Origin of the sequence: Janthinobacterium sp. YR213 (assembly GCF_900099875.1) — a bacterium.
GTDB lineage: Bacteria > Pseudomonadota > Gammaproteobacteria > Burkholderiales > Burkholderiaceae_D > Janthinobacterium > Janthinobacterium lividum.
This window is the reverse complement of the sequence record NZ_FNDA01000003.1, coordinates 129,362-151,353: the sequence shown is the minus strand read 5'-3', so window position 1 is coordinate 151,353 and position 21,992 is coordinate 129,362. Positions and strand designations below refer to the sequence as shown.

The 21,992-nt window shown below is 65.3% G+C and carries 23 protein-coding genes; 19 read left to right on the top strand and 4 right to left on the bottom strand.

Features of this window, described 5'->3' with window-relative positions; all coding sequences use genetic code 11:
- The first annotated feature begins 46 nt into the window (after positions 1–46).
- Together BLT98_RS14610 and BLT98_RS14605 are read left to right on the top strand one after the other, a co-directional pair.
- A complete protein-coding gene (locus BLT98_RS14610) occupies positions 47–2,398 on the top strand; it encodes a fimbria/pilus outer membrane usher protein (RefSeq protein WP_139179266.1) in 2,352 nt (783 codons plus the stop codon).
- Positions 2,398–3,405 carry a Csu type fimbrial protein gene (locus BLT98_RS14605; protein WP_034778489.1) on the top strand — a complete coding sequence of 336 codons (1,008 nt, stop codon included), beginning with the start codon at positions 2,398–2,400 and terminating at the stop codon, positions 3,403–3,405. Before BLT98_RS14610 ends, BLT98_RS14605 begins: the two co-directional genes overlap by 1 nt.
- Here BLT98_RS14605 and BLT98_RS14600 read toward each other — a convergent pair.
- Positions 3,402–3,638, bottom strand: a complete 237-nt coding sequence (locus tag BLT98_RS14600) for a hypothetical protein (RefSeq protein WP_034778491.1) — start codon at positions 3,636–3,638, stop codon at positions 3,402–3,404. The genes BLT98_RS14605 and BLT98_RS14600 overlap by 4 nt on opposite strands.
- 254 nt (positions 3,639–3,892) lie before the next feature.
- On the opposite strand from BLT98_RS14600, the gene BLT98_RS14595 reads away from it, so the two are divergent.
- The 4 genes from BLT98_RS14595 to BLT98_RS29210 all read left to right on the top strand — a co-directional run bounded on the left by BLT98_RS14595 (position 3,893) and on the right by BLT98_RS29210 (position 6,393).
- Positions 3,893–4,450: a winged helix-turn-helix transcriptional regulator gene (locus BLT98_RS14595; protein ID WP_034753667.1), complete on the top strand. Its 558-nt coding sequence runs from the start codon at positions 3,893–3,895 to the stop codon at positions 4,448–4,450.
- Positions 4,451–4,616: 166 nt separating this feature from the next.
- Positions 4,617–5,054 carry a CHRD domain-containing protein gene (locus BLT98_RS14590; RefSeq protein ID WP_092608989.1) on the top strand — a complete coding sequence of 146 codons (438 nt, stop codon included), beginning with the start codon at positions 4,617–4,619 and terminating at the stop codon, positions 5,052–5,054.
- 100 nt (positions 5,055–5,154) lie between these two features.
- Positions 5,155–6,108 (top strand): AEC family transporter, encoded by a 954-nt coding sequence (locus BLT98_RS14585; RefSeq protein ID WP_034778494.1) that lies wholly within the window; start codon positions 5,155–5,157, stop codon positions 6,106–6,108.
- A 144-nt stretch (positions 6,109–6,252) separates the two neighbouring features.
- Positions 6,253–6,393 carry a hypothetical protein gene (locus BLT98_RS29210; protein WP_170846390.1) on the top strand — a complete coding sequence of 47 codons (141 nt, stop codon included), beginning with the start codon at positions 6,253–6,255 and terminating at the stop codon, positions 6,391–6,393.
- Here BLT98_RS29210 and BLT98_RS14580 read toward each other — a convergent pair.
- Together BLT98_RS14580 and BLT98_RS14575 are read right to left on the bottom strand one after the other, a co-directional pair.
- The gene (locus tag BLT98_RS14580; RefSeq protein WP_092608987.1) at positions 6,377–7,030 is read right to left on the bottom strand and encodes an FMN-binding negative transcriptional regulator; all 654 of its coding nucleotides are present in this window, start codon (positions 7,028–7,030) and stop codon (positions 6,377–6,379) included. The genes BLT98_RS29210 and BLT98_RS14580 overlap by 17 nt on opposite strands.
- Positions 7,031–7,492 carry an OsmC family protein gene (locus BLT98_RS14575; protein WP_092608984.1) on the bottom strand — a complete coding sequence of 154 codons (462 nt, stop codon included), beginning with the start codon at positions 7,490–7,492 and terminating at the stop codon, positions 7,031–7,033.
- 106 nt (positions 7,493–7,598) lie between these two features.
- On the opposite strand from BLT98_RS14575, the gene BLT98_RS14570 reads away from it, so the two are divergent.
- The 11 genes from BLT98_RS14570 (at position 7,599) to BLT98_RS14520 (ending at position 19,097) form a co-directional block, all read left to right on the top strand.
- A complete protein-coding gene (locus BLT98_RS14570; protein ID WP_092608981.1) occupies positions 7,599–9,083 on the top strand; it encodes a MocR-like pyridoxine biosynthesis transcription factor PdxR in 1,485 nt (494 codons plus the stop codon).
- Between the two features lie 38 nt (positions 9,084–9,121).
- Entirely contained in the window at positions 9,122–9,685 is a 564-nt protein-coding gene (locus tag BLT98_RS14565) for a DNA-3-methyladenine glycosylase I (protein WP_034784387.1), read from the top strand.
- The gene (mnmC, locus tag BLT98_RS14560) at positions 9,685–11,316 is read left to right on the top strand and encodes an FAD-dependent 5-carboxymethylaminomethyl-2-thiouridine(34) oxidoreductase MnmC1 (RefSeq protein WP_092609918.1); all 1,632 of its coding nucleotides are present in this window, start codon (positions 9,685–9,687) and stop codon (positions 11,314–11,316) included. Before BLT98_RS14565 ends, mnmC begins: the two co-directional genes overlap by 1 nt.
- Positions 11,317–11,529: 213 nt before the next feature.
- Positions 11,530–12,027, top strand: coding sequence for a rhodanese-like domain-containing protein (locus BLT98_RS14555; RefSeq protein WP_080753547.1), 498 nt, complete (start codon positions 11,530–11,532; stop codon positions 12,025–12,027).
- Between the two features lie 19 nt (positions 12,028–12,046).
- Positions 12,047–13,042 carry a serine O-acetyltransferase EpsC gene (gene epsC / locus BLT98_RS14550; RefSeq protein WP_052140296.1) on the top strand — a complete coding sequence of 332 codons (996 nt, stop codon included), beginning with the start codon at positions 12,047–12,049 and terminating at the stop codon, positions 13,040–13,042.
- A 7-nt stretch (positions 13,043–13,049) separates the two neighbouring features.
- On the top strand, positions 13,050–13,274 hold the full coding sequence (locus tag BLT98_RS14545) for a helix-turn-helix domain-containing protein (protein WP_034784364.1): 225 nt from the start codon (positions 13,050–13,052) through the stop codon (positions 13,272–13,274).
- Positions 13,275–13,501: 227 nt separating this feature from the next.
- Positions 13,502–14,431: a family 2A encapsulin nanocompartment shell protein gene (locus BLT98_RS14540; RefSeq protein ID WP_034784363.1), complete on the top strand. Its 930-nt coding sequence runs from the start codon at positions 13,502–13,504 to the stop codon at positions 14,429–14,431.
- Complete coding sequence (locus tag BLT98_RS14535; RefSeq protein WP_092608978.1) at positions 14,406–16,199, top strand: family 2A encapsulin nanocompartment cargo protein cysteine desulfurase; 1,794 nt, start codon at positions 14,406–14,408, stop codon at positions 16,197–16,199. Before BLT98_RS14540 ends, BLT98_RS14535 begins: the two co-directional genes overlap by 26 nt.
- A gap of 156 nt (positions 16,200–16,355) precedes the next feature.
- Positions 16,356–17,075, top strand: coding sequence for a sensor histidine kinase (locus tag BLT98_RS14530; protein WP_070279002.1), 720 nt, complete (start codon positions 16,356–16,358; stop codon positions 17,073–17,075).
- Positions 17,076–17,086: 11 nt separating this feature from the next.
- The gene (locus BLT98_RS14525) at positions 17,087–18,817 is read left to right on the top strand and encodes a response regulator (protein WP_092608976.1); all 1,731 of its coding nucleotides are present in this window, start codon (positions 17,087–17,089) and stop codon (positions 18,815–18,817) included.
- Positions 18,807–19,097: a hypothetical protein gene (locus BLT98_RS14520; RefSeq protein WP_244517498.1), complete on the top strand. Its 291-nt coding sequence runs from the start codon at positions 18,807–18,809 to the stop codon at positions 19,095–19,097. The genes BLT98_RS14525 and BLT98_RS14520 overlap by 11 nt, the downstream gene beginning before the upstream one ends.
- Positions 19,098–19,118: 21 nt before the next feature.
- Here BLT98_RS14520 and BLT98_RS14515 read toward each other — a convergent pair whose 3' ends face one another.
- Positions 19,119–19,823 carry a PhaM family polyhydroxyalkanoate granule multifunctional regulatory protein gene (locus tag BLT98_RS14515; protein WP_092608973.1) on the bottom strand — a complete coding sequence of 235 codons (705 nt, stop codon included), beginning with the start codon at positions 19,821–19,823 and terminating at the stop codon, positions 19,119–19,121.
- Between the two features lie 149 nt (positions 19,824–19,972).
- Here BLT98_RS14515 and BLT98_RS14510 point away from each other — a divergent pair, with 149 nt between their 5' ends.
- Positions 19,973–21,106: a DUF3108 domain-containing protein gene (locus BLT98_RS14510; protein WP_244517497.1), complete on the top strand. Its 1,134-nt coding sequence runs from the start codon at positions 19,973–19,975 to the stop codon at positions 21,104–21,106.
- On the top strand, positions 21,103–21,867 hold the full coding sequence (locus BLT98_RS14505) for a DUF3108 domain-containing protein (RefSeq protein WP_070257724.1): 765 nt from the start codon (positions 21,103–21,105) through the stop codon (positions 21,865–21,867). Before BLT98_RS14510 ends, BLT98_RS14505 begins: the two co-directional genes overlap by 4 nt.
- Positions 21,868–21,992: the final 125 nt, after the last annotated feature.

The following is a 21,992-nucleotide window of genomic DNA, read 5'->3' as shown; positions in this document are numbered from 1 at the left end:
ATGACGGGCCGGCTTGCTGCGCGCCTTGGGCGCAAGCGGCGAAACCATGAAATGCGTCCTGGCATCCTTGCTGCTGCTGGCCATGGCACCGCTGGCCAGGGCCGATGCGGCGGCCGTGACGGGCGCCGATCCGGGCCCCGCCAGCTTGCCCAGCGATCCGGCGGCGCCGAATGAACTGTATCTGGAGGTCACTGTGAATGCTGAATCAACCGGGCTGATCTTGCGCTTTACCCAGGTGGGCAAAGGCTTGCGCAGCAGTGTGGCGAACCTGCAGCAGCTGGGGCTGGACCCGGCGCGCCTGGGCGCATCCGGTCAGGCCGAGGTCGCGCTCGATGCGATTCCCGGGCTTCGCTATGACTATGACGCGGCGCGCCAGAGCGTGTCGCTGCAGGTGGCGGACGACTTGCGCTCGCCTTACCGCATCAGCGCGCGCACGACGGCGCAGACGCCGTCATCGCGCGTCACGCCCGGCGCCGTGCTCAATTACGAAGCGTATGCGGAGCTGGGCCAGACGCGGCGCGCCGCCATCTTCAACGATTTGCGTTATTTCAATGACAGCGGCGTCTTCAGCAATACCGGCACCTTGAACCTGGGGTCGGACCAGCGCAAATACATGCGCTTTGACACCTTCTGGAGCCACGCGGACCCCGAGACCTTGCAAACGTGGCAGGTGGGCGACCTGATTTCCTCGTCGCTCAGCTGGAGCCGCGCCGTGCGCGTCGGCGGCGTGCAGTGGCGCAAGAATTTCCAGCTGCGCCCTGACCTGCTGACCTTTCCTGTCGCCTCCGTCGATGGCACGGCGCTCGTGCCTTCGTCGCTGAGCCTGTATGTCAACGGCGTGCAGCAATATGCTGCCAGCGTGCCCAGCGGTCCATTTGTGCTGAACCAGGTGGCCGGCATCAATGGCGCCGGGCAAGCCACCATCATCACGCGCGATGCGCTGGGGCGCAGCGTGACGACCGTGCTGCCCCTGTATGTCGATACGCGCATGCTGGCCGGCGGCTTGAGCGATTACTCGGTCGAGGCGGGCGCCGTGCGGCGCGACTATGGCCGCCGCCTGTTCGGCTATGAACGGCAACTGGTCGCCAGCGCTTCCGGCCGCCACGGCGTCAGCGACAATTTGACGATTGAAGGCCATGCGGAATTGGCCGCCGGCCTGTATCAGGCGGGGGCGGGCGCACTGGTGCGGCTGGGCCAGGCGGGCGTGCTCAACGGTTCGCTGTCGGCCAGCGCCGGCCGCAGCCGTGGCGTGCAGCTGGGCGCCGGCTACCAGTACATGGGGCCGCGCTTCAGCGTGGATGCGCAAAGCGTGCGCGCCAGCGCCGGGTTTGGCGACCTGGCCTCGCGCGACGGCAGCCCCGTGGTGCACGCGGCGGACCGGCTCACCGTCAGCCTGCCATTGCCGGCAGGAAGCAGCATCAGCAGCAGCTACATCAGCTACCGCACGCCTGGCGCGCCGCCATCGAAGCTGGCCACCTTGGGCTATTCGGCCACCCTGTTTCACGGCCTGTTCTTCAACGCCAGCCTGTTCCAGGACTTGCGGCAACGCGAGAAACGGGGCTTCTACTTTGGCCTGAGCATGGCCTTCGACAACAATCTGGCCATCAGCGTAAACACCAGCCGGCAGAACGGCGAGAGCGGCCGCAGCATCAGCGCACAGCGCGCGGCGGACTTTGGCGGCGGCTTCGGTTGGAACTTGCAGGCCGGTACGGCGGGCAGCAATGCCTATCGCCAGGCGCAGGTGGAATACCTGGGCAATGACGGCCGCGTGAGCGCGCGCACGCAAAGCAGCAGCATGGGCAATGCCTCCTCGCTGGGCGCGGCTGGCGCGCTGGTGCTGATGGATGGCCATATCGAGACGGCGCGCCAGGTGGGCAACGGTTTTGCGCTGGTCTCCACGGGTGGCGTGGGCAATATTCCGGTGCTGCATGAAAACCGCCAAATCGGCGTGACGGGCAGGAGCGGCTATCTGCTGGTGCCGAATTTGAATCCTTATGGCAATAACCAGATCAGCATCGCCACGGATGAACTCGATGTTGACGCGCGGGTACCCGTGAGCAATATCAATGTCGTGCCGCAACACCTGGCGGGCGTGTTGGCGGCCTTTCCCATCGAGCGCTACAGCGCGGCCACCGTCATCGTCCAGGATACGCAGGGCAGGCCGCTGGCCACGGGCTTGCCCGTGTTGCACGTGCAAAGCGGCAAGCAGACGGTGGTGGGATTTGACGGCATCGTTTTCGTCGATGATCTGCTTGAGCAGAATCAGTTGCAAGTTGGCGAGGGCGACAGCGCCTGCACGGTGCGTTTTGCCTATGCGCGTCCGGCGGCGGGCGGCTTGCCCGTGATCGGGCCGCTGCACTGCGTTAGCGCTGCTGCCGGCGCCGGGGCAGGCCGCTGATGCGCCGCCTGCTGTTATCGCTGACTCTGCTGCTGGGCTGCGCCTGGGGCAGCGTGGCGCAGGCGGCAGACACCTGCACGGTCAGCATGACGAATATCGATTTCGGCTCCGTCAGCCCGATTTCCGGCACCGATTACGTGGCGCAGGCAACGGGCACCTTCAGCTGCCTGTTTTCGTCGCTGAACCTGGGGCAGTTGCTCACGCCCAACGCGCAGGTGTGCATCTCGCTGGGGCTGGGCACGAATTCCACGTCGGCCCTGCCGCGCAAGCTGGGCAATGGCAGCAATCGCATGGAGTACAACGTGTACGTGGACAATTCGTATGCGACGGCGAAGATCTGGGGCGGCGCTGGCGTGGCGGGCGCGCCGTCGACCTTCGGCATGATCCTGTCGGCCGGCTTGCTGGCGCCGCCCGGCACGTATTCCACCACCTTTACCGTGTACGCGAAGATTCCTGCCGGCACGGCCCTGGCCGCCGTGCCCACGGTCGCCAACGCCAATACCGCCTACACGTCGAGCTTTGCCGGCGTGGGCACCTATACCTACACCACGTATGGCCTCATCAACCTGCAGGGGTGCACGGCCAGCAGCGGCAGCTTCGGTTTCACGGTGAATGCCACGGCCATCAACGATTGCACCATCACGGCCACGCCGATGGCGTTTGCGAACGCTTCCATCCTGACGGGCAACCTGCGCAGCACCAGCACCTTGTCCGTGCGTTGCGTGAACAACAATGCCTACCAGATTGCCCTCAACGGCGGCAGCGTGGCGCTCAATGTGGCCAACCGGCAAATGAAGAACACCGTCACCACGGACAAGGTCAGTTACCTGCTGTCAGCCACCCTCGATGGTGCGCCATGGGGCGATGGCACGGCTGGCACCAGCATGGTGACAGGCACGGGCACGGGCGCCAGCGTGCCGCTGACGATTTACGGCCGCGTGCCGGCGCAGGTGTCGCCGCGCCCCGGCGACTACAAGGACACGGTGACGGCAACGATTTATTTTTAGAACGTGACGGTGACGAGGCCGTTGCCCGATGGCGTTGCCTGCTGGAGCAGCAGATAGGGCGTGTTGTGCTGGCAGCGTACCTGGGCGCCGCCGCGCTGCGAGACGATGGTGCACGCATCGTGGACGACGAAGGTGGCCTGGAACGATGCGGAAGAGACGGTACCGGCGGTGGTGGTCTGGCAAACGGCAAGGGCAAACAGGGCTGGCAGTACGGCAAGCTTCAAAGGAGTCATCTTGGATGCATCTGGCGAAAAACGGGCGTGGTCAGCGACGCCGCATGGCAAGGCTGACACCGTTTTTCGTACCGGGTTGAGGGGGACAGAACGAGCCATGATTGTACTGGAACAAGAAAAGTGTGAGTTTGTGCGTATTTTCAGGCCGCCATCATGGGGTGAGCGTAGCTTTCAAGATGATAGTAACTAAGTTTCCGTATTGCAACTGAAATACTTTTTCGATTGTTGTGTTGAATCAACGTGAGGAGATGGCCATGAAACATACCAACTTTAATAATTTGCCTTGCCCGATTGCTCGCAGCCTGGGCAAGGTGGGTGAATGGTGGAGCATCCTCATCCTGCGCGAAGCGTTTTATGGCAAGACGCGCTTCGACGAATTTGAAAAAAGCCTCAAGATCGCGCCCACCATCCTGACGCGCCGCCTGGCCGACCTGGTGGAAGGGGGCTTGATGACGCGCCGCCTGTATTGCGCCAAGCCGCCCCGCTACGACTATGTGCTGACCAAGTCCGGGCGCGCCTTCAAGCCCGTCTTGCTGGCGTTTATTGCCTGGGGTAATGAAAACTTCGCGCCGGAAGGCGCCAGCCTCGTCATCGCCAGCCGCGACACGGGCCTGGCAGCCGATCCGGTACTGGTCGACGCCACGACAGGCTTGCCCATCAATGACGAGTACTACGCATTCGCGCCCGGACCTGCCGCCAGCGACAGCATGCGCAGCATCATCCTCGACGCGGAAAAAAGCAGCGGCATCGCACCCAAGCCGAAGGCGCCGGCCGCCAACCGCGGCTGGGTGGCGGAAGGCCACCTTGCCTGAGGACGCGCTGGCACGCGAGCAGCAAGTTTGGCGTACAGCAAAGCGGACACGGCGGCATGGCGTTACTGTCGCACTATGCAACTCAAGTGCGGCGCAAGCCCGGCCCGGCTGTGTGGGCGGGGCAGGGCGCCAGCCGTGAGCCGATGTCCGTGAAAGGAGTACTGCGATGAGCACACTGCAACAACACGCTTGCCGCGCCGCCAGCGTGCTGGCGCTGGCCGTCCTGCTGGGCGCCTGTTCCCATGGCCCGCATCAGCCGGGCGGCCATGACGTCACCTTGACGGGGGCGCAGGAAGTGCCTGCCAATACCAGCACGGCCAGCGGCAGCAGCAATCTCCGCGTCGCCCGCGACCGCAGCGTCAGCGGCGGCGTGCGCTACACGGGCATGGCGGCGACCGTCGCGCATATCCATGAAGCGCCCGCCGGCGCCAATGGTCCCGTCATCGTGCCGCTGGTGAAAACCGCCGAAGGCATGTTTGCCGTGCCGGCCGGCGCCATGCTCACGCCGCCCCAGTATGCGAGCTACCAGGCCGGCAACCTGTACGTGAACGTGCACAGCGCCGCCTATCCGGCAGGCGAGATCCGCGCCCAGCTCAAGCCCTAGCCGGCCAGCGGCGTTATCCCCGAAACCTCCTTGGGCCGCGCGAGCGGCCTTTTTTTGCGCCAGGCGGCCGGTTGCACGGTGCGCGCTACAATGGCGCTCCATGCTGACCATCCTCGCCATCACCTTTCCCTTCTTCGCCCTGGTGCTGTGCGGCTACCTGGCCGTGCGGCGCAAGCTGCTGCCGCTGGCCGCCATCGGCGGCTTGAACAGTTTTGTCCTGTACTTCGCGCTACCCTGCATGCTGTACCGCTTCGGCGCCGCCACGCCCATCGCGCAGCTGCTCGACGCCAGCGTGTTCGGCGTCTACCTGCTGTGCGCGCTGATCATGGTGGGCGTCACCATGGCCATGACCCTCAGCCACCGCATCGACTGGAACAACGCCGCCTTCGGTGCGTTGGTGGCTGCCTTCCCGAATACGGGCTTCATGGGCGTGCCCCTGCTATTGACCTTGCTCGGCCCCCGTTCGTCTGGTCCCGTCATCGTCACCATCGTCGTCGACATGTTGATTACCAGCTCGCTGTGCATCGCCCTGTCGCGCATCGGCAGCGGCGGCGCGCACGGCAGCCGCGCCGCCGTCGTCAATGCCATGAAAGGCATGGCCGGCAATCCGATGCCGTGGGCGATCGTGCTCGGTGCCTTGTCGTCGTGGCTGGAACTGGCCTTGCCCAAGCCGTTGATGCAGACGGTGGGCCTGCTGGCCGACGCCGCCTCGCCTGTCGCCTTGTTTACCATCGGCGCCGTGCTGGCCCGTTCGCAAATGAGCACGAGCGACCCCGCGCCGCTGGGAGAATATGTGCCCGTGGCGCTGAAAAAACTGCTGCTGCATCCGCTGCTGGTGTGGGGCATCGGCCACGCGGCCATCGCGCTGGGCGCGCCGCTCGATCCGTTCGCGCTGACCTGCATGGTGCTGGTGGCTTGCCTGCCCAGCGCCAGCAACGTCTCGCTGCTGTCGGAACGCTTCGGCGCGAACACGGCGCGCATCGCCCGCATCATTCTGGTCTCGACGGCGCTGTCGTTTTTGACGTTTTCAGCGGCCGTCAGCTGGCTGGCGTGAGGGTGGACTCGTTGGTCCGGGCCACGCCGCGCGCCTTGCGCATCATCGTGAGCACTGCGCGGCGCGCATCGCCCGCATCATTCTGGTCTCGACGGCGCTGTCGTTCCTGACGTTTTCGGCGGCCGTCAGCTGGCTGGCGTGAGGGTGGACTCGTTGGTCCGGGCCACGCCGCGCGCCTTGCGCATCATCGTGAGCACTGCGACAGCGCGCATCGCCCGCATCATTCTGCTCTCGACGGCGCTGTCGTTTTTGACGTTTTCAGCGGCCGTCAACTGGCTGGCGTGACGTTGGTGGCGATCAGCGCGCCCAGGGCCTGCGCCGCACCGGGCTGGTTGTCCAGCGCCAGGCCATGCGCCATGCTGGCCTGGTCCTGCATGCTGCGGTTCTGCCCTAGCTTCCACTTTCCCGTGATGCGCGTGAGGGGGATTTCGATGCCGACGATGGCTTTCAAGAGTTTCTCGATATAGCCGGCCGGTGCATCGGCCACCCGCCACGGCGTGGCTAGCCCCGCTTCATGGCGCGCCGTCAGCCGCTCCACCAATCCCAGCAGCCACGCCGCATCGTCGATGGCGCGCAAGGGGCCGTGGGCATGCACCACGGCGTAATTGAAGGTAGGGACTTCCTTGCCGCTGCGCTGCTTTTCCGCATACCAGGCGGGCGTGATGTAGGCGTGCGGCCCCTGGAAAATCACCATGCATTCATCGTTCCCGCCGGCCGCGCGCCACAGCGGATTGGCGCGCGCCACGTGGGCGCGCAGGATGCCGAACGGGGCCTCGGGCGTGGGTGCGGCGATCTCGAACGGCAGATGGTCGGCGCACAAGCCATAGTCGTCATGGCGCACCAGCGCGCCCAGCGGATGCGCGGCGATCAGGCCATGCAGCACGTCGAGGCGCTCTTCGCGAAAGCTGGCGGGCGTGTACATCTAGTGCGCTCCTTCCACGACCACGTCGGCCGTCAGCGAATTGGCGATGTAGCAGCGCTCGTGCGCGTCGTGGTGCAGGGCCGCCAGCGCGTCGGGCAAGGGTGGCGTTCCCGCGAAGGCGATGTGAGGACGCAGCACGATGCGCGTCATGGCCAGGCGGCCTTGTGCATTCTTGCCCAGTTCGCCGACGGCATCGTCTCGGTAGTCGTCGACGACGTAGCCGCGCTGCGCTGCCAGCGACAGGAAGAACAGCATGTGGCAGCTCGACGTGGCGGCCACCAGCGCTTCTTCCGGATCGATATTTTCCGCCACCGACATGGGCAACGGCACGGACAGGGGCGACGACGAGGCGGGTACCGTCAGGCCGCCGTCGAACTGCCATGCATGGCCACGGCTGTAGCGCTGGCTGGCGAAATCCTGGCCGTCGCGCTGCCAGGCGACGGTGGCGAAAAACTGATGCATGGGTGCTCCGCAAGAGTAGAAGGGATGCGCCATCTTAGCGCCAGTCTTGGCTATTTAAAACAGCCAATAAGTGCTATCTTTAAGCTACCAATTTAAGAGCGCCGCCATGCCAGCTTCCCACCTGCACCAGATCATCGCCGCCTTGCCGCTGCAGCGCGGCGCCAGCGAGCCGCTGTTTCGCCAGCTGTATGCGGCCATCAAGGCGGCCATCCTCGATGGCCGCATGAGTCCCGGCATGCAGTTGCCGCCCACGCGCGAGTTTTGCCGCCTGCTGGCCGTGTCGCGCCAGACGGTGCTCAATGCATATGCGCTTCTGACGGCCGAAGGCTATCTCGACGGCGCCGTGGGGCGCGGCACCTTTGTCAGCATCTATGTCCCCCTGGCAGCGCCGCCCGCCAGGGCGGACGCGCCCGGCCTGCTGCGGCCCCTGTCGGCGCGCGGGCAGGGCGTGGTGGCGGCCATGCGCCAGGTGGCGTTCCACCGGGGGCCGCTGCGCGCTTTCCGTGTCGGCATGCCGCGCATCGACCACTTCCCGTTCGACGTGTGGAACCGCCTGGAAGCGCGGCGCTGGCGCCGGCCCGACCACCATTTCGGCTACAGCGACCCGGCCGGCTACCTGCCGCTGCGCGAACTGCTGTGCGTGTACTTGAAAGCCTCGCGCGGCGTCCAGTGCACGCCGCAGCAGATCGTCATCACTTCCGGTTCGCAGCAGGCGCTGTTCCTGCTGTCGACCATCCTGCTGGCGCCGGGCGACTCTGCCTGGATGGAGTCGCCCGGCTACCGGGGCGCCAGCGGCCCGCTGCGCGCGGCCGGCGCGCGCGTCTTCCCGGTTCCCGTCGATGCGCAGGGGCTGGACGTGGCGTATGGCGTGGCGCACTGTCCGCAGGCGAAGCTGGCGTACGTGACGCCATCGCACCAGATGCCGCTGGGCGTGAGCATGAGCTTGCCCCGCCGCCTGGCCTTATTGGCCTGGGCCGCGCACAATAAAGCCTGGCTGGTGGAAGACGATTACGACAGCGAATACCGCTACACGGGCGCGCCGCTGGCCTCGCTGCAAAGCCTGGACCGGGCCGGCTGCGTGGTGTACGTGGGTACTTTGTCGAAGGTGCTGTTCCCGGGGCTGCGCCTGGGCTATATGGTGGCGCCGCCCGCGCTGGCCGACGCGCTGGTGCAAGCCAAGGCCGTGATGGACCGGCACACGGCCATCGTGCCGCAGATGGCGCTGGCCGACTTCATCGCCGAAGGACACTTTGGCCGGCATATCCGCCGCACGCGCGACAGCAATGCCGAACGGCGCGACCTGCTGGTGCGCGGCATCGCGCGCGAACTCGGCGACCAGCTCGCGTGCGGCCCGGCCGACAGCGGCCTGGAGCTGTGCGCGTATTTTCGCGCCGGCCACGATGAGGAAGCCGTCGCGCGCGCAGGGCTGGAGCATGGCATCGAATTGCGTCCGCTGGGCCACTATGCGGATCCGGCGGCGGGCCCGGAATGTGCCACGCCACGCGGGCTGCTGCTGGGCTTTGCGGCGATTCCCCCGGCCGAGATGGCGCACGGCTTGCAGGAACTGGGCCGCATCCTGCGCGGCCGATAAACTATACTGGGACTTGCCTGCACATGAAGAACACGACCATGAATATTACCCGCTGCGCCTGGGCCAACCCGGCCAATCCCCGTTATCTCGACTACCACGATACAGAGTGGGGCGTGCCCTGCCACGACGAGCGCCGGCTGTTCGAGATGCTGAACCTGGAAGGCGCGCAGGCGGGCCTGAGCTGGGAAACCATCCTCAACAAGCGCGATACCTACCGCGCCGCCTTCGACGGCTGGGATGCTGAAAAAATCGCCGCGTATGGCCCGGACAAGGTGGCGCAGCTGCTGCTCGATCCCGGCATCGTGCGCAATCGCCTGAAGGTGGCGGCCGCCATCACGAATGCGCAAGCCTACCTGCGCCTGCGCGCGGAAGGGCAGACCCTGGACAGCTTCCTGTGGGCGTATGTCGATGGCCAGCCTATCGTCAACAGCTGGCAGCCGGGCGAGTTTCCCGCCAAGACGGCCTTGTCCGACAAACTCTCGAAAGACTTGCTCAAGCGGGGTTTCAAGTTCGTCGGCTCGACCATCATCTACGCCTACATGCAGGGCATCGGCATGGTCAATGACCATGCGCCCACCTGCTTTTGCCGGGCGGGGCGCTGATGCGCCGCGCTCTCGTCCTGCTCGACACGGATTTTGACGGCGCCCGCTTGCGCGCCGCCTGTGCGGCGCATGGCGGCCGCCGCCTCCATTACATCGCGCTGGCGCCGCGTCCCGTCGATGCGCGCCACTTGCCCGAGCAGTGGCGTGCACAGTGGCCGCCCTGCGTGCCGGGCCTGCACCGCATGGTGTCGCACGATGGCCTCGTCACGCTCGATGTGCTGATCGGCGAGCCCGATGCCTGCCTGGCGCAATTGTCGGCGCGCGTCGATGAAGTACACCTGGCCTGGGTGCCCGCAGCCACGCCGGTGCTGGCGCGCCTGATGATGGACGGCGCCCGCCTGCAGGCCGTGCACCTGGACGAGGCGCAGCGCGCCGCCCTGCAAAAGAATGGGTTTGTCTTCGACGAGAGCCGCCTGCGCGCCGTGTTTTATGCGCGGCGCGAAGAATACGCGGCCGTCACCGTGCCCGAGCGGCGCGCCATCGTCATCGGCGCGGGCGTGGCCGGCGCGGCCGCCTGCGAACGGCTGGCCGCGCGCGGCTGGAAGGTGACCTTGATCGAACGCCACGCGCAGCCGGCCAGCGAGGCGTCGGGCAACCTGGCCGGCATCTTCATGCCGCTGATGTCGAAGGACGATAATATCGCCACGCGCCTGGTGCGCACCGCCTACCTGTACTCGCTGAGCCGCTGGAAAGACCTGGGCGGCATCGGCGCCGCCATCGAGGGTGTGCAAAGCGGCGTGCTGCACCTGGCGCGCGACGGCGCGCATGCGCAGGTGCAGCGGCAGATCGCCGCCAGTGGCCTGTATCCGCGCGAATTCGCCCGCTGGCTGGAAGCGCCCGAGGCGAGCGCCATGCTGGGCGCGCCGGCGCCCGATGGTGCCTGGTGGTTCGAGCAGGGCGGCTGGGCGCGCCCGTCTTCCGTCTGCGCGGCCATGCTGGACGCCTGCGGCGCCTCGCTCACGCGGCGCTTTTCCAGCAGCGCCCTGCGCCTGGAGCGTGGCGATGAGGAATGGCTGGTGCGCGATGCGCAAGGCACCTTGATCGCGGCCGCGCCCACCGTCATCCTGGCGGCCGGCACGGGGGCCGTCGATTTCGAGCAGGCGGCGGGCCTGCCGCTGGACGCCGTGCGCGGCCAGGTCACGCACCTGGCCGAAGGCAGCTTGCCCTCGTTGCCGTTCGTCGTCTGCCGCGAAGCCTACATGACGCCGGCGCACCAGGGTGTCGTCTGCGTGGGCGCCAGCTACGATGCCGACGCGGACACCGACTTGCGCCCATCGAGCCAGGAAGACAATATCGGGAAGATCGCCGACATCCTGGGCGTCGCCCCGTTCGATGCGCCGCTGGCGGGCCGCACGGGCTTTCGCTGCATGGCGCCGGACCGCCTGCCGCTGGCGGGCGCCTTGCCCGACCCCGGCGTCCCAGGCCGCTGCGAGCGCCTGCGCGACGTACCGCGCTGGCCCGGGCTGTTTGGTTTGCTCGGTTATGCCTCGCGCGGCCTGATCTGGGCGCCGCTGGCGGCCGAGCTGCTGGCATGCCAGCTGGAGGGCGAGCCGCTGCCGCTGGAACGTCAGTTGGCAGAGGCGCTCGATCCTGCCCGTTTTTTACTTCGCGAACGCCGCCGCGCTGCTTGAGCGTAGGCGCAGGGCAGGCGAGGGCTGGGGTCAGACCCTCACACGCGCTGACGCCAAGCCTGGCGCCAGCGCGTGTGAGGGTCTGACCCCATACACCGACCCCATATACGTTTTTCAGCTTTCCAAACTCTTTTTAATTTGTTTTCCGAACAACATAAGTTCGCTACAGTGGACTCGTGCTGGTTTTTGACGACGGAATAAAGAGGTGGAAAGATGGCTGCTGCAGAACTGATTTTCGATCCCCGCGCCGGGCACGGCGAGGCGGCCTTTGACGAAGTACTCAATCTCGCGCGCGCCCAGGCGCAGGCGCAGGGCTTGCCGTATGCGGGTATCGTCAGCGCGCAGGATGCGTGGCAGCTGGTGCAGGCCGGCAAAGCCGTGCTGGTCGACGTGCGCACCAACGAGGAACGCACCTTCGTCGGCTACGTGCCGGCCTCGCTGCACGTGGCGTGGGCGACCGGCACGTCCATGAACCGCAATCCCCGCTTTACGCGCGAACTGGAAGCGAAGGTGGGCGGCAAGGATGCCGTCGTGGTGCTGCTGTGCCGCAGCGGCAAGCGCTCGGCCGCAGCCGCCGAAGCGGCCGCCAAGGCGGGTTTCACGCATGTCTTCAATATCGCGCAAGGCTTCGAGGGCGACCTCGACGAGCAGCAGCAGCGTGGCCACAGCGGTGGCTGGCGCTGGCATGCGCTGCCTTGGCTGCAAGATTAACTCTCTTCCCGGGACCACCATGAACCAGCGAGCCATTCCCCCTGTCTCCCTTGCCGCGCAGCCGCAATGGGAACTGCGCCAGATCGTCGATGAATTGCGCGCCGTGCGCGAGCAGTGGCGCGAAGGACTGGCCAGCAATCAGGAGTGCGGCGCGCGCGAATTCCCGTCGCGCCAGCATTTGCACGACATCATCAAAGCCCTGTGCGCAGCCCTGTTTCCCATGCGCCTGGGCCCTCTCGACCTGCAGCAGGAGAGCGAGGATTTCTTTGTCGGCCATACGCTCGACACGACCTTGACGGGGCTGCACGAACAGGTGCGGCGCGAACTCAGTTACCACGCGCGCCAGCATGGCTTGCAGCAGACGGTCTCCATCGAACAGCAGGCGCTGGCCATCGTGCAGCGCTTCGCCCGCGCGCTGCCGCGCATCCGCGCCCAGCTCGACACGGACGTGGCGGCCGCCTTCCATGGCGACCCGGCCGCGCACAGCGTCGATGAGGTGCTGCTGTGCTATCCGGGCATCCTGGCCATCATCCACTACCGCCTGGCGCACACCCTGTATGCGCTGGGCGCGCCGCTGGTGGCGCGCATCATCGCCGAAGTGGCCCATTCGCAGACGGGCATCGACATCCACCCGGGCGCCATCATCGGCAGCAGTTTTTTCATCGACCATGGCACGGGCGTGGTGATCGGCGAGACGGCCATCATCGGCGAACGGGTGCGCATTTATCAAGCCGTCACCCTGGGCGCCAAGCGCTTTCCCGCCGGCGCCGACGGCGTGCTGAAAAAGGGACTGGCGCGCCATCCCATCGTGCAGGACGACGTGGTCATTTATGCGGGCGCGACGATCCTGGGACGGGTGACCATCGGCCAGGGCTCCGTCATCGGCGGCAATGTCTGGCTGACCCGCAGCGTGGCGCCCGGCAGCCATGTCACGCAAGCGCATAACCAGCAGGAGGCGCAGGAGTTGCCGGAGTTGCCGGCGCCATCCCACCCCGCTTTTGCCCACCACCCATGAGGACAGCATGTTGATCAAACAGTTTGGACTGGCCGTGCGCCAGTTGCGCGAAGGGCATGGCTGGTCGCAGGAGCGCCTGGCCGAAGCGGCCGACTTGAACCGCTCGTTCATCGGCGAGATCGAACGGGGCGCCGCCACGCCGTCGCTGCTGACGGTGGAAAAGCTGGCCGGCGCGCTGGGCATCGGCCTGGCGGGATTGATGGCGCGCTGCGAGCCGGAATTGGTGGATTAAAAACAGGTAAAACGCATAACAAAACCGTAGCGAGCGGCAGTGAGTTGTGGCCGAGAAGCGCAGCTGTGCGAATGCACAGTGAGCATCGCAGGCTGCAAATCGCGACGCGCAGTAGGTTTGGTTAAGCGTGTTTTGGTGGCGATAGCATGTTGAGAGAAGAGGGGAGACGTCCGATACTTTATTCGTTTTTCAGATAAGCATATTCACTTTTCTCATCAGGAGTAGTCATGGCAGAAGCAACAGAGAACCAGTTCGCGCTGGGCGATAACGCCGCGCGCCAGCTGGCCAATGCAAGCAAGAGCGTCCCCCAGTTATCCACGATCACGCCGCGCTGGCTCGTGCACCTGCTGCAATGGCTGCCCGTGGAAGCGGGTATCTACCGCCTGAACCGCGTAAAGAATCCGAAGGACGTGCGCGTCGCCTGTTCGCAGCGCGACGAGTCGGAACTGCCGCAAACCTTCGTCGACTACGACGACCAGCCGCGCGAGTATTTCCTCAATGCCGTCAGCACGGTGCTCGACGTGCACACGCGCGTGTCGGACCTGTACAGCAGCCCGCACGACCAGATCAAGGAGCAGCTGCGCCTGACCATCGAGACGATCAAGGAGCGCCAGGAAAGCGAGTTGATCAACAATCCCGATTACGGCCTGCTGGCCAGCGTGCACGACGACCAGCGCATCTTCACCCTGACGGGCGCGCCCACGCCGGACGACCTCGACGAACTGCTGACGAAAGTGTGGAAGGAGCCGGGCTTTTTCCTCGCGCATCCGCTGGCCATTGCCGCTTTTGGCCGCGAATGCACGCGCCGCGGCGTGCCGCCGCCGACCGTCAGCCTGTTCGGCTCCCAGTTCCTCACGTGGCGCGGCGTGCCGCTGGTGCCATCGGACAAACTGCCGATCGAAGACGGCAAGACGAAAATCATTTTGCTGCGCGCGGGCGAACAGCGGCAGGGCGTGATCGGCCTGTTCCAGCCTGGCTTGGCGGGCGAGCAAAGCCCGGGCCTGTCCGTGCGCTTCATGGGCATCAACCGCCATGCGATATCGTCCTATCTGATTTCGCTGTATTGCTCGCTGGCCGTGCTGACCGACGATGCGCTGGCCGTACTGGAAGACGTGGAGATCGGTAAATACCATGACTACCCAGACACCTACAAGTGATGGCGCGGCGGGCTTGCCTGCCGTCCCGTTCTTACCTGATGAAGCGACCCTGAACCGCCTGGCCGGTGAATTCTTTGCCCGCCTGCCGGGCGTGGATAAATCTCCCAGCCTCGGTGGTTCCGGCAGCGTGCTCGATGCGGCGCCCCGCTATGCGAACCGGCCGCCGCCGCAGCCCGGCCCTTCGTTTGCCGCCATCGCCCCCGGCGTGGCGACGGCGCAGGTGCCGCCCGTGACGGCGCCGCTGGAGTCGCCGATTGCGCCGGCGCCGGCCTCCGTGCCGACGCCACGCCTGTCCGCCCTGAGTGCGCCGTCGCCCTATTATTTTGTCGGCGGCGCGCATGGCTATCCCGCGTCGAACGGCAAGCTCGACGGCCTGGCGCAGCAGGGGCTGGGACAAGCGGCACCCGACGATGTGCGGGGACTGTTTGCCACGCCGCAGCAGACGCCCGCGCGCCAGCTGCCCGTATCGCCGGCTAACAGCCAGCCCGCGTTCTATTTCCAGACCGAGCTGCCTTCGGCGGCGAAGCCTGGCCAGCACCAGACGCCGGCGCCGTTCGACGTGCATGCCGTGCGGCGTGATTTTCCCGTGCTGGCCGAACGGGTCAACGGCAAGCCGCTGGCCTGGTTCGACAATGCGGCCACGACGCACAAGCCGCAGTCGGTGATCGACCGGGTGTCGTATTTCTATGCGCACGAAAATTCGAACATCCACCGCGCGGCGCACGCATTGGCGGCGCGCGCCAGCGATGCGTATGAAGCGGCACGCGCCAAGGTGGCGCAGTTCCTCGGCGCCGCTTCGCCCAATGAAATCATCTTCGTGCGTGGCGCCACCGAGGGCATCAACCTGGTCGCCAACACCTTTGGCCGCAAATACATCGGCAGCGGCGACGAGATCATCGTCTCGCAGCTCGAGCATCACGCCAACATCGTGCCGTGGCAGCAACTGGCGGCGGAAAAGGGCGCGACCCTGCGCGTGATTCCCGTCGACGACAGCGGGCAGATACTGCTCGATGAATTCCGCAAGCTGCTCAACGGGCGTACCAAGCTGGTGTCCGTGACGCAGGTGTCGAACGCGCTGGGGACGGTCACGCCCGTGGCGCAGATCATCGCGCTGGCGCACGCGGCCGGCGTGCGCGTGCTGGTCGACGGGGCGCAAGCCGTGTCGCATTTGCGCGTGGACGTGCAGGCGCTGGGCGCGGATTTCTATGTCTTCTCGGGCCACAAGGTGTTCGGCCCGACGGGCATCGGCGCCGTATATGGCAAGGCGGACTTGCTGGAGCAGCTGCCGCCATGGCAGGGCGGCGGCAACATGATCGCCGACGTCACGTTCGAGCGCACCGTCTACCAGGGCGTGCCGAACCGTTTCGAGGCGGGCACGGGCAATATCGCCGATGCCGTGGGCCTGGGCGCTGCCATTGATTACGTGCAGCGCATCGGCCTGGAAAACATCGCCGCCTACGAGCACGCGCTGCTGGAATACGCCACGCACCACCTGCAGGCCATTCCCGGCGTGCGCCTGATCGGCACGGCGTTTGACAAGGCCAGCGTGGCTTCGTTCGTGCTGGCCGGTTACGAGCCGGCGGAAGTGGGGCGGGCCCTGAACGACGAGGGCATCGCCGTGCGCTCGGGCCACCACTGCGCCCAGCCGATTTTGCGCCGTTTCGGCGTCGAGGCGACCGTGCGGCCATCGTTCGCCTTCTACAATACGTATGAGGAAATCGACCGCATGATCGTCGTGGTCAAACGCCTGGCGGCCGCACGCCGCTGATCTTGCCGGCTTGGCCATCCAATGCCGCCCTTGCGCAAGCGGGGGCGGCATTGTTGCGTCAAGTCAGGGACTTTACGCGCGGCTGGCAGGCGCGCGCATGCTGGCGGTATAATTTATCCTTGGCAATATTCAAGCTGCGGCCCAAGGAGATATCCGGTGGAAGATCAACACAGCTCGCCCGAGCTTTTCCTGTTCCTGGCGTCGACCGTGCACGACATGAAAAACTCGATCAGCGTTGTCAGCGGCACCCTGGAGTCGCTGCTGGCGGCCGAGCAGGCCAAGCCCTCGCCCCAGGCCGACCCCGCCTACCTGCAGATGGCGCAGATGCTGTACCAGACCAAGCGCCTCAACGATAACCTGATCCAGCTGCTGGCCCTGTACAAGGAAGTGGGCAAGCCCGGCTACCCGTTCGATGTGCAGCCGCAGCTGGTCAGCCAGGTGGTCGACCAGGTGGTGGACCAGGAAAAGATCCTGCTGGCCTCGAAAGGCATCCGGCTGGAGACGGCCTGTCCGCCCGAGCTGATCTGGACCCTGGATGAAGACCTGGTCATCGGCGTGCTCGCGCACGCCATCAACAACGCCATCCGCTACACGAAGGACACGATCCGCCTGTCGGTCTGCGAGGCCGATGGCTTGCTCGAGCTGCGCGTGGAAGACAATGGCGACGGTTATACGCAGGCCTTGCTCGACGCGGGCAGCGCGGCCATGGATGGCATGGCGGCCGGCGTGAACTTTTCCACCAACAGCACGGGACTGGGTCTGTATTTTTCCAGCGAAGTGGCAAAGATGCACAAGCACAGGGGCAGCAGCGGCAGCATCGCGCTGGAAAACGGCGGCGCCCTGGGCGGCGGCTGTTTCATCCTGCGCCTGCCCTGAACGAGGAATCCATGACGACAGACAGCCACGCCACCGCCGCCGAAGCGGGCAGCACCGACTGGGCCGACAAACATTATCTGCTGGTCGACGACTTCATCGGCATCCGCATCCTGCTGCGCGAATCCCTGCGCAACCTGGGCGCGCGCCATATCGACCAGGCGGCCAGCGGCGGCGAAGCCATGAAGCTGCTGGCCAAGACGCGCTACGACGTGGTGCTGTGCGACTACAACCTGGGCGAAGGCAAGAATGGCCAGCAAGTGCTGGAAGAGACGCGCGTGCGCAATCTGACGGCGCCGTCCAGCGTCTGGCTGATGGTATCGGCCGAGAAAAGCGTGGAATCCGTGATGGGCGCGGCCGAGCACCAGCCCGACGCCTACCTGATCAAGCCGATCACGGAAGGCGTGCTGCTGACGCGGCTGAACCGCGTATGGCACAAGAAACAGGTATTCCGCGAGATCGACCAGGCTTGCATGGAAAAGGATTATCTGCGCGCGGCCAAGCTGTGCGACGCGCAGATCGAGCTCAACAAGCTGCACGAGCTGGAACTGCTGCGCATGAAGGCCAGTTTGCTGCTGAAGAGCGGGGAACCGGAAAAGGCCCGTGCCGTGTACGAGAAAGTGCTGGCCGAGCGCGATTACAGCTGGGCCAAGGCGGGTCTGGGCAAGATCCGCATGAATAACGGCGAACACGAGGCGGCGCGGCAGATCTTCCAGGGCGTGATCGTTGAAAACAAGTATTACATCGACGCCTACGACCAGATGGCCGTCGCCTACCAGTTGATGGGCCAGCACGAGGAAGCATGCGGCGTGCTGGAAAAGGCGGCGCGCCTGTCGCCCAATTCCGTGCCGCGCCAGCGCAACCTGGGACTGGCGGCCTTGAAGGTCGGCAATGTCAGCATGGCGGAAAAGGCCTTTCGCAAGTGTATTTCCATCGGCGAGTTTTCCGTCATGAAGACGCCGGACGCCTATCTGGGCCTGGCGCGCGTGTGCGGCCTGAAGAAGGATGCCAAGGAGGCGCTGCAATGGCTGTTGCTGGCACAGCGCGAATTCTCGCCCGAGCAGATTGGTTTGCGCGCGAAGATCACGGAAGGCATGGTGCACCATGAAACGGGCGATTACCGGCGCGCCCGCAAGTGCGGCGACGAGCTCGAAGCCATGCTGCTGGAAGACCCGGCGCGGCCCGAGAAAAGCATTTGCATGGAACTGGCCACCTTGCTGTTCGCCGTCGGCGTCAAGGATGCGCCGGCCGGCCTGCTGTGCTACGTGGTGAAGAACAACCACGACAACCAGGTGGTGCAGGACGAAGTGCAAAAGATTTTCGACAAGGCGAAGATGGGCGACGAAGGCACCAGCCTGATCATCGCTTCGCGCAAGGAAGCGTCGGACTTGATGAACAAGGGCGTGCTGCTGTGGAAGACGGACAAGCTCAACGAAGCGGTCGCCTGGATGCGCGCGGCGCGCGAAAAACTGCCGAACAATTTGCGCATCCTGTTCAATTCCGCGCAAATCATCGTGTCCTTCCTGCAGCAGCGCGGGTTTCAGGCCGACTTGGCGGCCGAGGCCATGGAAGTGTTGTTGTATGTAGACAAAATTGCACCAGGGCAGCAACGCTTCGCGCAATTGATGGAGCAACTGGTGCAGCTGACGCCGCCGCCGGGGCCGGAAGAGGCCGTCGTGGTCGCGGAAAAAGCGCCGCCGGCGCTGGAAAAAGGCGGAAAATCCATGCGCGAGCGTGCTGGATGATAAACTAGGGGCCAGCGTGGGTTCGCCCGTGCTTGAGTTGCTTTACAACAATAAGGAAGAAACTATGCGTGATGTGGTCAATGAAGTGTACAAAAAAATGAAAGTCGGCAGTATTGCCTGGGTACGCCCGGTCGCCGCCAAGGGAGACACGCTGGAAACATTCCAGTCTTCGTACGAGCACGCCAAGGCGCTGGCCGACGAAGGCCTGATCACGATCGGTGACGTAAAACGCCAGGCCGACAACATGATCGAGGCGATCCGCATTCATCGTATCGCCTGATCATATCGCCGGCTTGCAGCATCAGGCCTTGCCTGGCGCTTTAGCCTTGGGTGCCGCGCGCTTCGCGGGCGCCTTGCGCAGCGGGGCCTTGGCCTTGGCTGCCGTGCCTGCCTCTGCAGGTTTGGCCGGCTTGCTGGCCGCTGGCTTGGTTTTGCTCACGCTGCCAAAGCTGGCCGCTGCCGCACTGGCCGCATCGGGCGACATGGCCGTCGATACGGCTTGCTTGAACTGATCTTGTAACAAATTCCACCAAGCACTTGGATTGGCCAACTGGCTGCCGGCATCGCCGGGTTCCGCCGCAGCGGGTTCCGGTGCGGGCGCAGGTGCGGGCGCCGGTTTCGGTTCAGGCGCCGCAGGCGCGGCTTGCTGGAAAAACGCGGAAGCGTAGGGCACGGATTCAAACACGGTTTTCTCGCTGGCACCCGGTTGCGTGATGGCCGCCGCCAGTGATGCACCCATCGATTTCAATGTGGCGATGGTGCCGCGCTGCACTTCCAGCGCCTGGATACTGCCGCGCAGCATGCTGGTATTGAGGTTCAGCCACGCTTCGACGGCTTTCAAGTCGTTGATTTTCTTGTCCAGCTCTTCCACCGACATGGTGGGCGCCGTGATGCCAGGCACGCCCATGCCGGGCACGCTCATGCTGCCCCACAGGTTTTTGACGAAGTCGAGCGTATCGGTCACAACTGCTGCGCCCGGAATTTGGGGCATTTGCGGGTTTGCCATGCGAAATCTCCTGGTAGATGGATAGGCTTAGCGTAGCAGATATCGGCTTGCAACTGACGCAATGCCGCCAACATTTTCTTACATAAAACATTAAGAGTTGAGCACGGGCAAGAAGCGGGAAGCGGGGCGGAAGCGTTACACTACGCCTCATGATGCCTGCTTCCTTCTTTTCGTCACCGCGCCGCCGTACCGTCATCTTTGTTGCGGTCATCGGCGCACTGCATTACGTGGCGCTGGAATGGCTCACCTCGCATGCCAGCATGGTGCCGCTGGGGCAGGATCATGCACAGGTGGTCAGCATGGCCTTGATCGCCGAGCCGATCCAGCCCCTGCCGGTGGCGCCGCCGCCACCGCCGCCCGAACTGCGGCCCGTGCCCAAGCCCAGGCCGCCGCCACCACCGCCGCTGACGGAGCTGGCGTCGAGCGAAACGCCGCAGTTGACGGCGCCTGTCAGCGACGTGCCGGAAGGCCCGGCCACGACCGCGCCGGCCGCGGTGGCTGCGCCGGCCATCACGGCGCCCGCACCGGCCGTGGCAGCGGCACCCGTGCCGGCCAGCGCGCCGCCGCCACCGCCCGTCGAGCAGGCACGGCACTACAAGACGAATGCGCCCGCGTCGGCCCAGTTCGACCTGCACGTGGACCGGCGCGATGCGGACGGCACCAAGTGGCAGGGCGTGGCCGCGATGGCGTGGGAAAACCGGGGCGACGCGTATCAGCTGAAGCTGGAGGTGGGCTTGAGCATGCTGATCACGCGCATCAACCTGCTGGTGCTGACCAGCGAAGGCGTGATCGATGGCAGCGGCATCGTGCCCGTCACGGCCACGGAGAAACGCAAGGGCCGCGCGCAAACGGCCACGCATTTCAACCGCGACGCCAAGGCCATCACGTTTTCGGCCACGACGGCCACGGCGCCATGGCAGGAAGGGGTGCAAGACAAGGCCACGGTGCCGTTCCAGCTGGCCGCCATCGGCCGCGCCGACGTCAACCAGCTGGTGGGCAATATCGACATTCTCGTCGGCGAGGAAAAGGAAGCGACCGTGTTCCGCTTCCACCTGGTGGGCGAGGAAGAGCTGGAGACCAAGATGGGGCGGCTGGTGACCTGGCATTTGCGCCGGCCGCCGAAGCCCGGCACGTATTCGTCGCAGCTCGATATCTGGCTGGCGCCATCGATGCAATGGTATCCGGTACAAATACGCAATACCGAAGCGAACGGGGCGCTGACCACGCAAACCGTGACCAAGATCTCCGTAAATGCTGCACCGACATCACAGGAAAATAAATGACCACTTTGACTACCTTGAAACGCATCCTGGCTGCCAGCCTGCTGGCCGCCACCCTGACGCCCGCCATGGCGGCGGACGAGCCCGTGGACCATCCCGTCATCAAACGCCCGTACAAGCTGGCGCCATCGGCCGACCTCGTGTATTCGATCAAGGCCAAGCAGCGCGGCATTGCGCTGTCGGGCGAATCGGTCAGCAACTGGCGCGCCGGCGACGGCAAGTACTCGCTGCTGGCCGAAACCAAGGCCGCCCTGTTTGGCAAGATCCTCGAGCAGCGCAGCGAAGGCACGGTCGACGATTTCGGCCTGGCGCCGGCGCAGTTCGTGGAAAAGCGTTTCCGCAAGGAAGCGGCCACCACCACCTTCAAGCGCGACAGCAAGACCATCGTCTTCAGCGAGGGCGATGACAGCTATCCGCTGAAAGGCGGCGAGCAGGACCGCAACAGCACCGTCTGGCAACTGGTCAGCGTGGCGCGCGCCGCGCCCGAAAAATTCACGCCCGGTTCGGAATGGAGCTTCTTCGTTGCCGGCCGCCACGACGCCGAACCGTGGACCTTCAAGGTCGTCAAGCAGGAGACCGTCGCCACCGGCCAGGGTCTGGTGGAGGCCGTGCACCTGGTCAAGGCGCCGCCGCCGGACAAGAAGGGCCAGCAAGTGGACCTGTGGCTGGCGCCGTCGCTGGAATGGTATCCGGTGAAGGTGACGTTCGCCGATGAAGACGGCGACTACGTCGAGCAAACCCTGCAAAAGATCGTCAAGAAGTAAGTGTTCACTAATGGTTTGGGGCCAGGCATGCCGTGTTTGGTTCCCCATTTCATCCTCCTGGCCCGGCACGGCGCACCGGTCGTGTTGCGCCGTGTCCGCACCGCCCCCTCCCATGCGCTAAATTG

What these genes read in the sequence shown, in the direction of transcription:
- BLT98_RS14535 (WP_092608978.1), top strand. Translation starts at nt 14,406, where the DNA reads ATGACTACCCAGACACCTACAAGTGATGGCGCGGCGGGCTTGCCTGCC.
- BLT98_RS14570 (WP_092608981.1), top strand. Translation starts at nt 7,599, where the DNA reads ATGCCAGCTTCCCACCTGCACCAGATCATCGCCGCCTTGCCGCTGCAG.
- BLT98_RS14605 (WP_034778489.1), top strand. Translation starts at nt 2,398, where the DNA reads ATGCGCCGCCTGCTGTTATCGCTGACTCTGCTGCTGGGCTGCGCCTGG.
- BLT98_RS14525 (WP_092608976.1), top strand. Translation starts at nt 17,087, where the DNA reads ATGACGACAGACAGCCACGCCACCGCCGCCGAAGCGGGCAGCACCGAC.
- BLT98_RS14555 (WP_080753547.1), top strand. Translation starts at nt 11,530, where the DNA reads ATGGCTGCTGCAGAACTGATTTTCGATCCCCGCGCCGGGCACGGCGAG.
- BLT98_RS14545 (WP_034784364.1), top strand. Translation starts at nt 13,050, where the DNA reads ATGTTGATCAAACAGTTTGGACTGGCCGTGCGCCAGTTGCGCGAAGGG.
- BLT98_RS14595 (WP_034753667.1), top strand. Translation starts at nt 3,893, where the DNA reads ATGAAACATACCAACTTTAATAATTTGCCTTGCCCGATTGCTCGCAGC.
- BLT98_RS14575 (WP_092608984.1), bottom strand. Translation starts at nt 7,492, where the DNA reads ATGCATCAGTTTTTCGCCACCGTCGCCTGGCAGCGCGACGGCCAGGAT.
- BLT98_RS14510 (WP_244517497.1), top strand. Translation starts at nt 19,973, where the DNA reads ATGATGCCTGCTTCCTTCTTTTCGTCACCGCGCCGCCGTACCGTCATC.
- BLT98_RS14580 (WP_092608987.1), bottom strand. Translation starts at nt 7,030, where the DNA reads ATGTACACGCCCGCCAGCTTTCGCGAAGAGCGCCTCGACGTGCTGCAT.
- BLT98_RS14515 (WP_092608973.1), bottom strand. Translation starts at nt 19,823, where the DNA reads ATGGCAAACCCGCAAATGCCCCAAATTCCGGGCGCAGCAGTTGTGACC.
- BLT98_RS14585 (WP_034778494.1), top strand. Translation starts at nt 5,155, where the DNA reads ATGCTGACCATCCTCGCCATCACCTTTCCCTTCTTCGCCCTGGTGCTG.
- BLT98_RS14565 (WP_034784387.1), top strand. Translation starts at nt 9,122, where the DNA reads ATGAATATTACCCGCTGCGCCTGGGCCAACCCGGCCAATCCCCGTTAT.
- BLT98_RS14540 (WP_034784363.1), top strand. Translation starts at nt 13,502, where the DNA reads ATGGCAGAAGCAACAGAGAACCAGTTCGCGCTGGGCGATAACGCCGCG.
- BLT98_RS14610 (WP_139179266.1), top strand. Translation starts at nt 47, where the DNA reads ATGAAATGCGTCCTGGCATCCTTGCTGCTGCTGGCCATGGCACCGCTG.
- mnmC (WP_092609918.1), top strand. Translation starts at nt 9,685, where the DNA reads ATGCGCCGCGCTCTCGTCCTGCTCGACACGGATTTTGACGGCGCCCGC.
- epsC (WP_052140296.1), top strand. Translation starts at nt 12,047, where the DNA reads ATGAACCAGCGAGCCATTCCCCCTGTCTCCCTTGCCGCGCAGCCGCAA.
- BLT98_RS14600 (WP_034778491.1), bottom strand. Translation starts at nt 3,638, where the DNA reads ATGACTCCTTTGAAGCTTGCCGTACTGCCAGCCCTGTTTGCCCTTGCC.
- BLT98_RS14505 (WP_070257724.1), top strand. Translation starts at nt 21,103, where the DNA reads ATGACCACTTTGACTACCTTGAAACGCATCCTGGCTGCCAGCCTGCTG.
- BLT98_RS14590 (WP_092608989.1), top strand. Translation starts at nt 4,617, where the DNA reads ATGAGCACACTGCAACAACACGCTTGCCGCGCCGCCAGCGTGCTGGCG.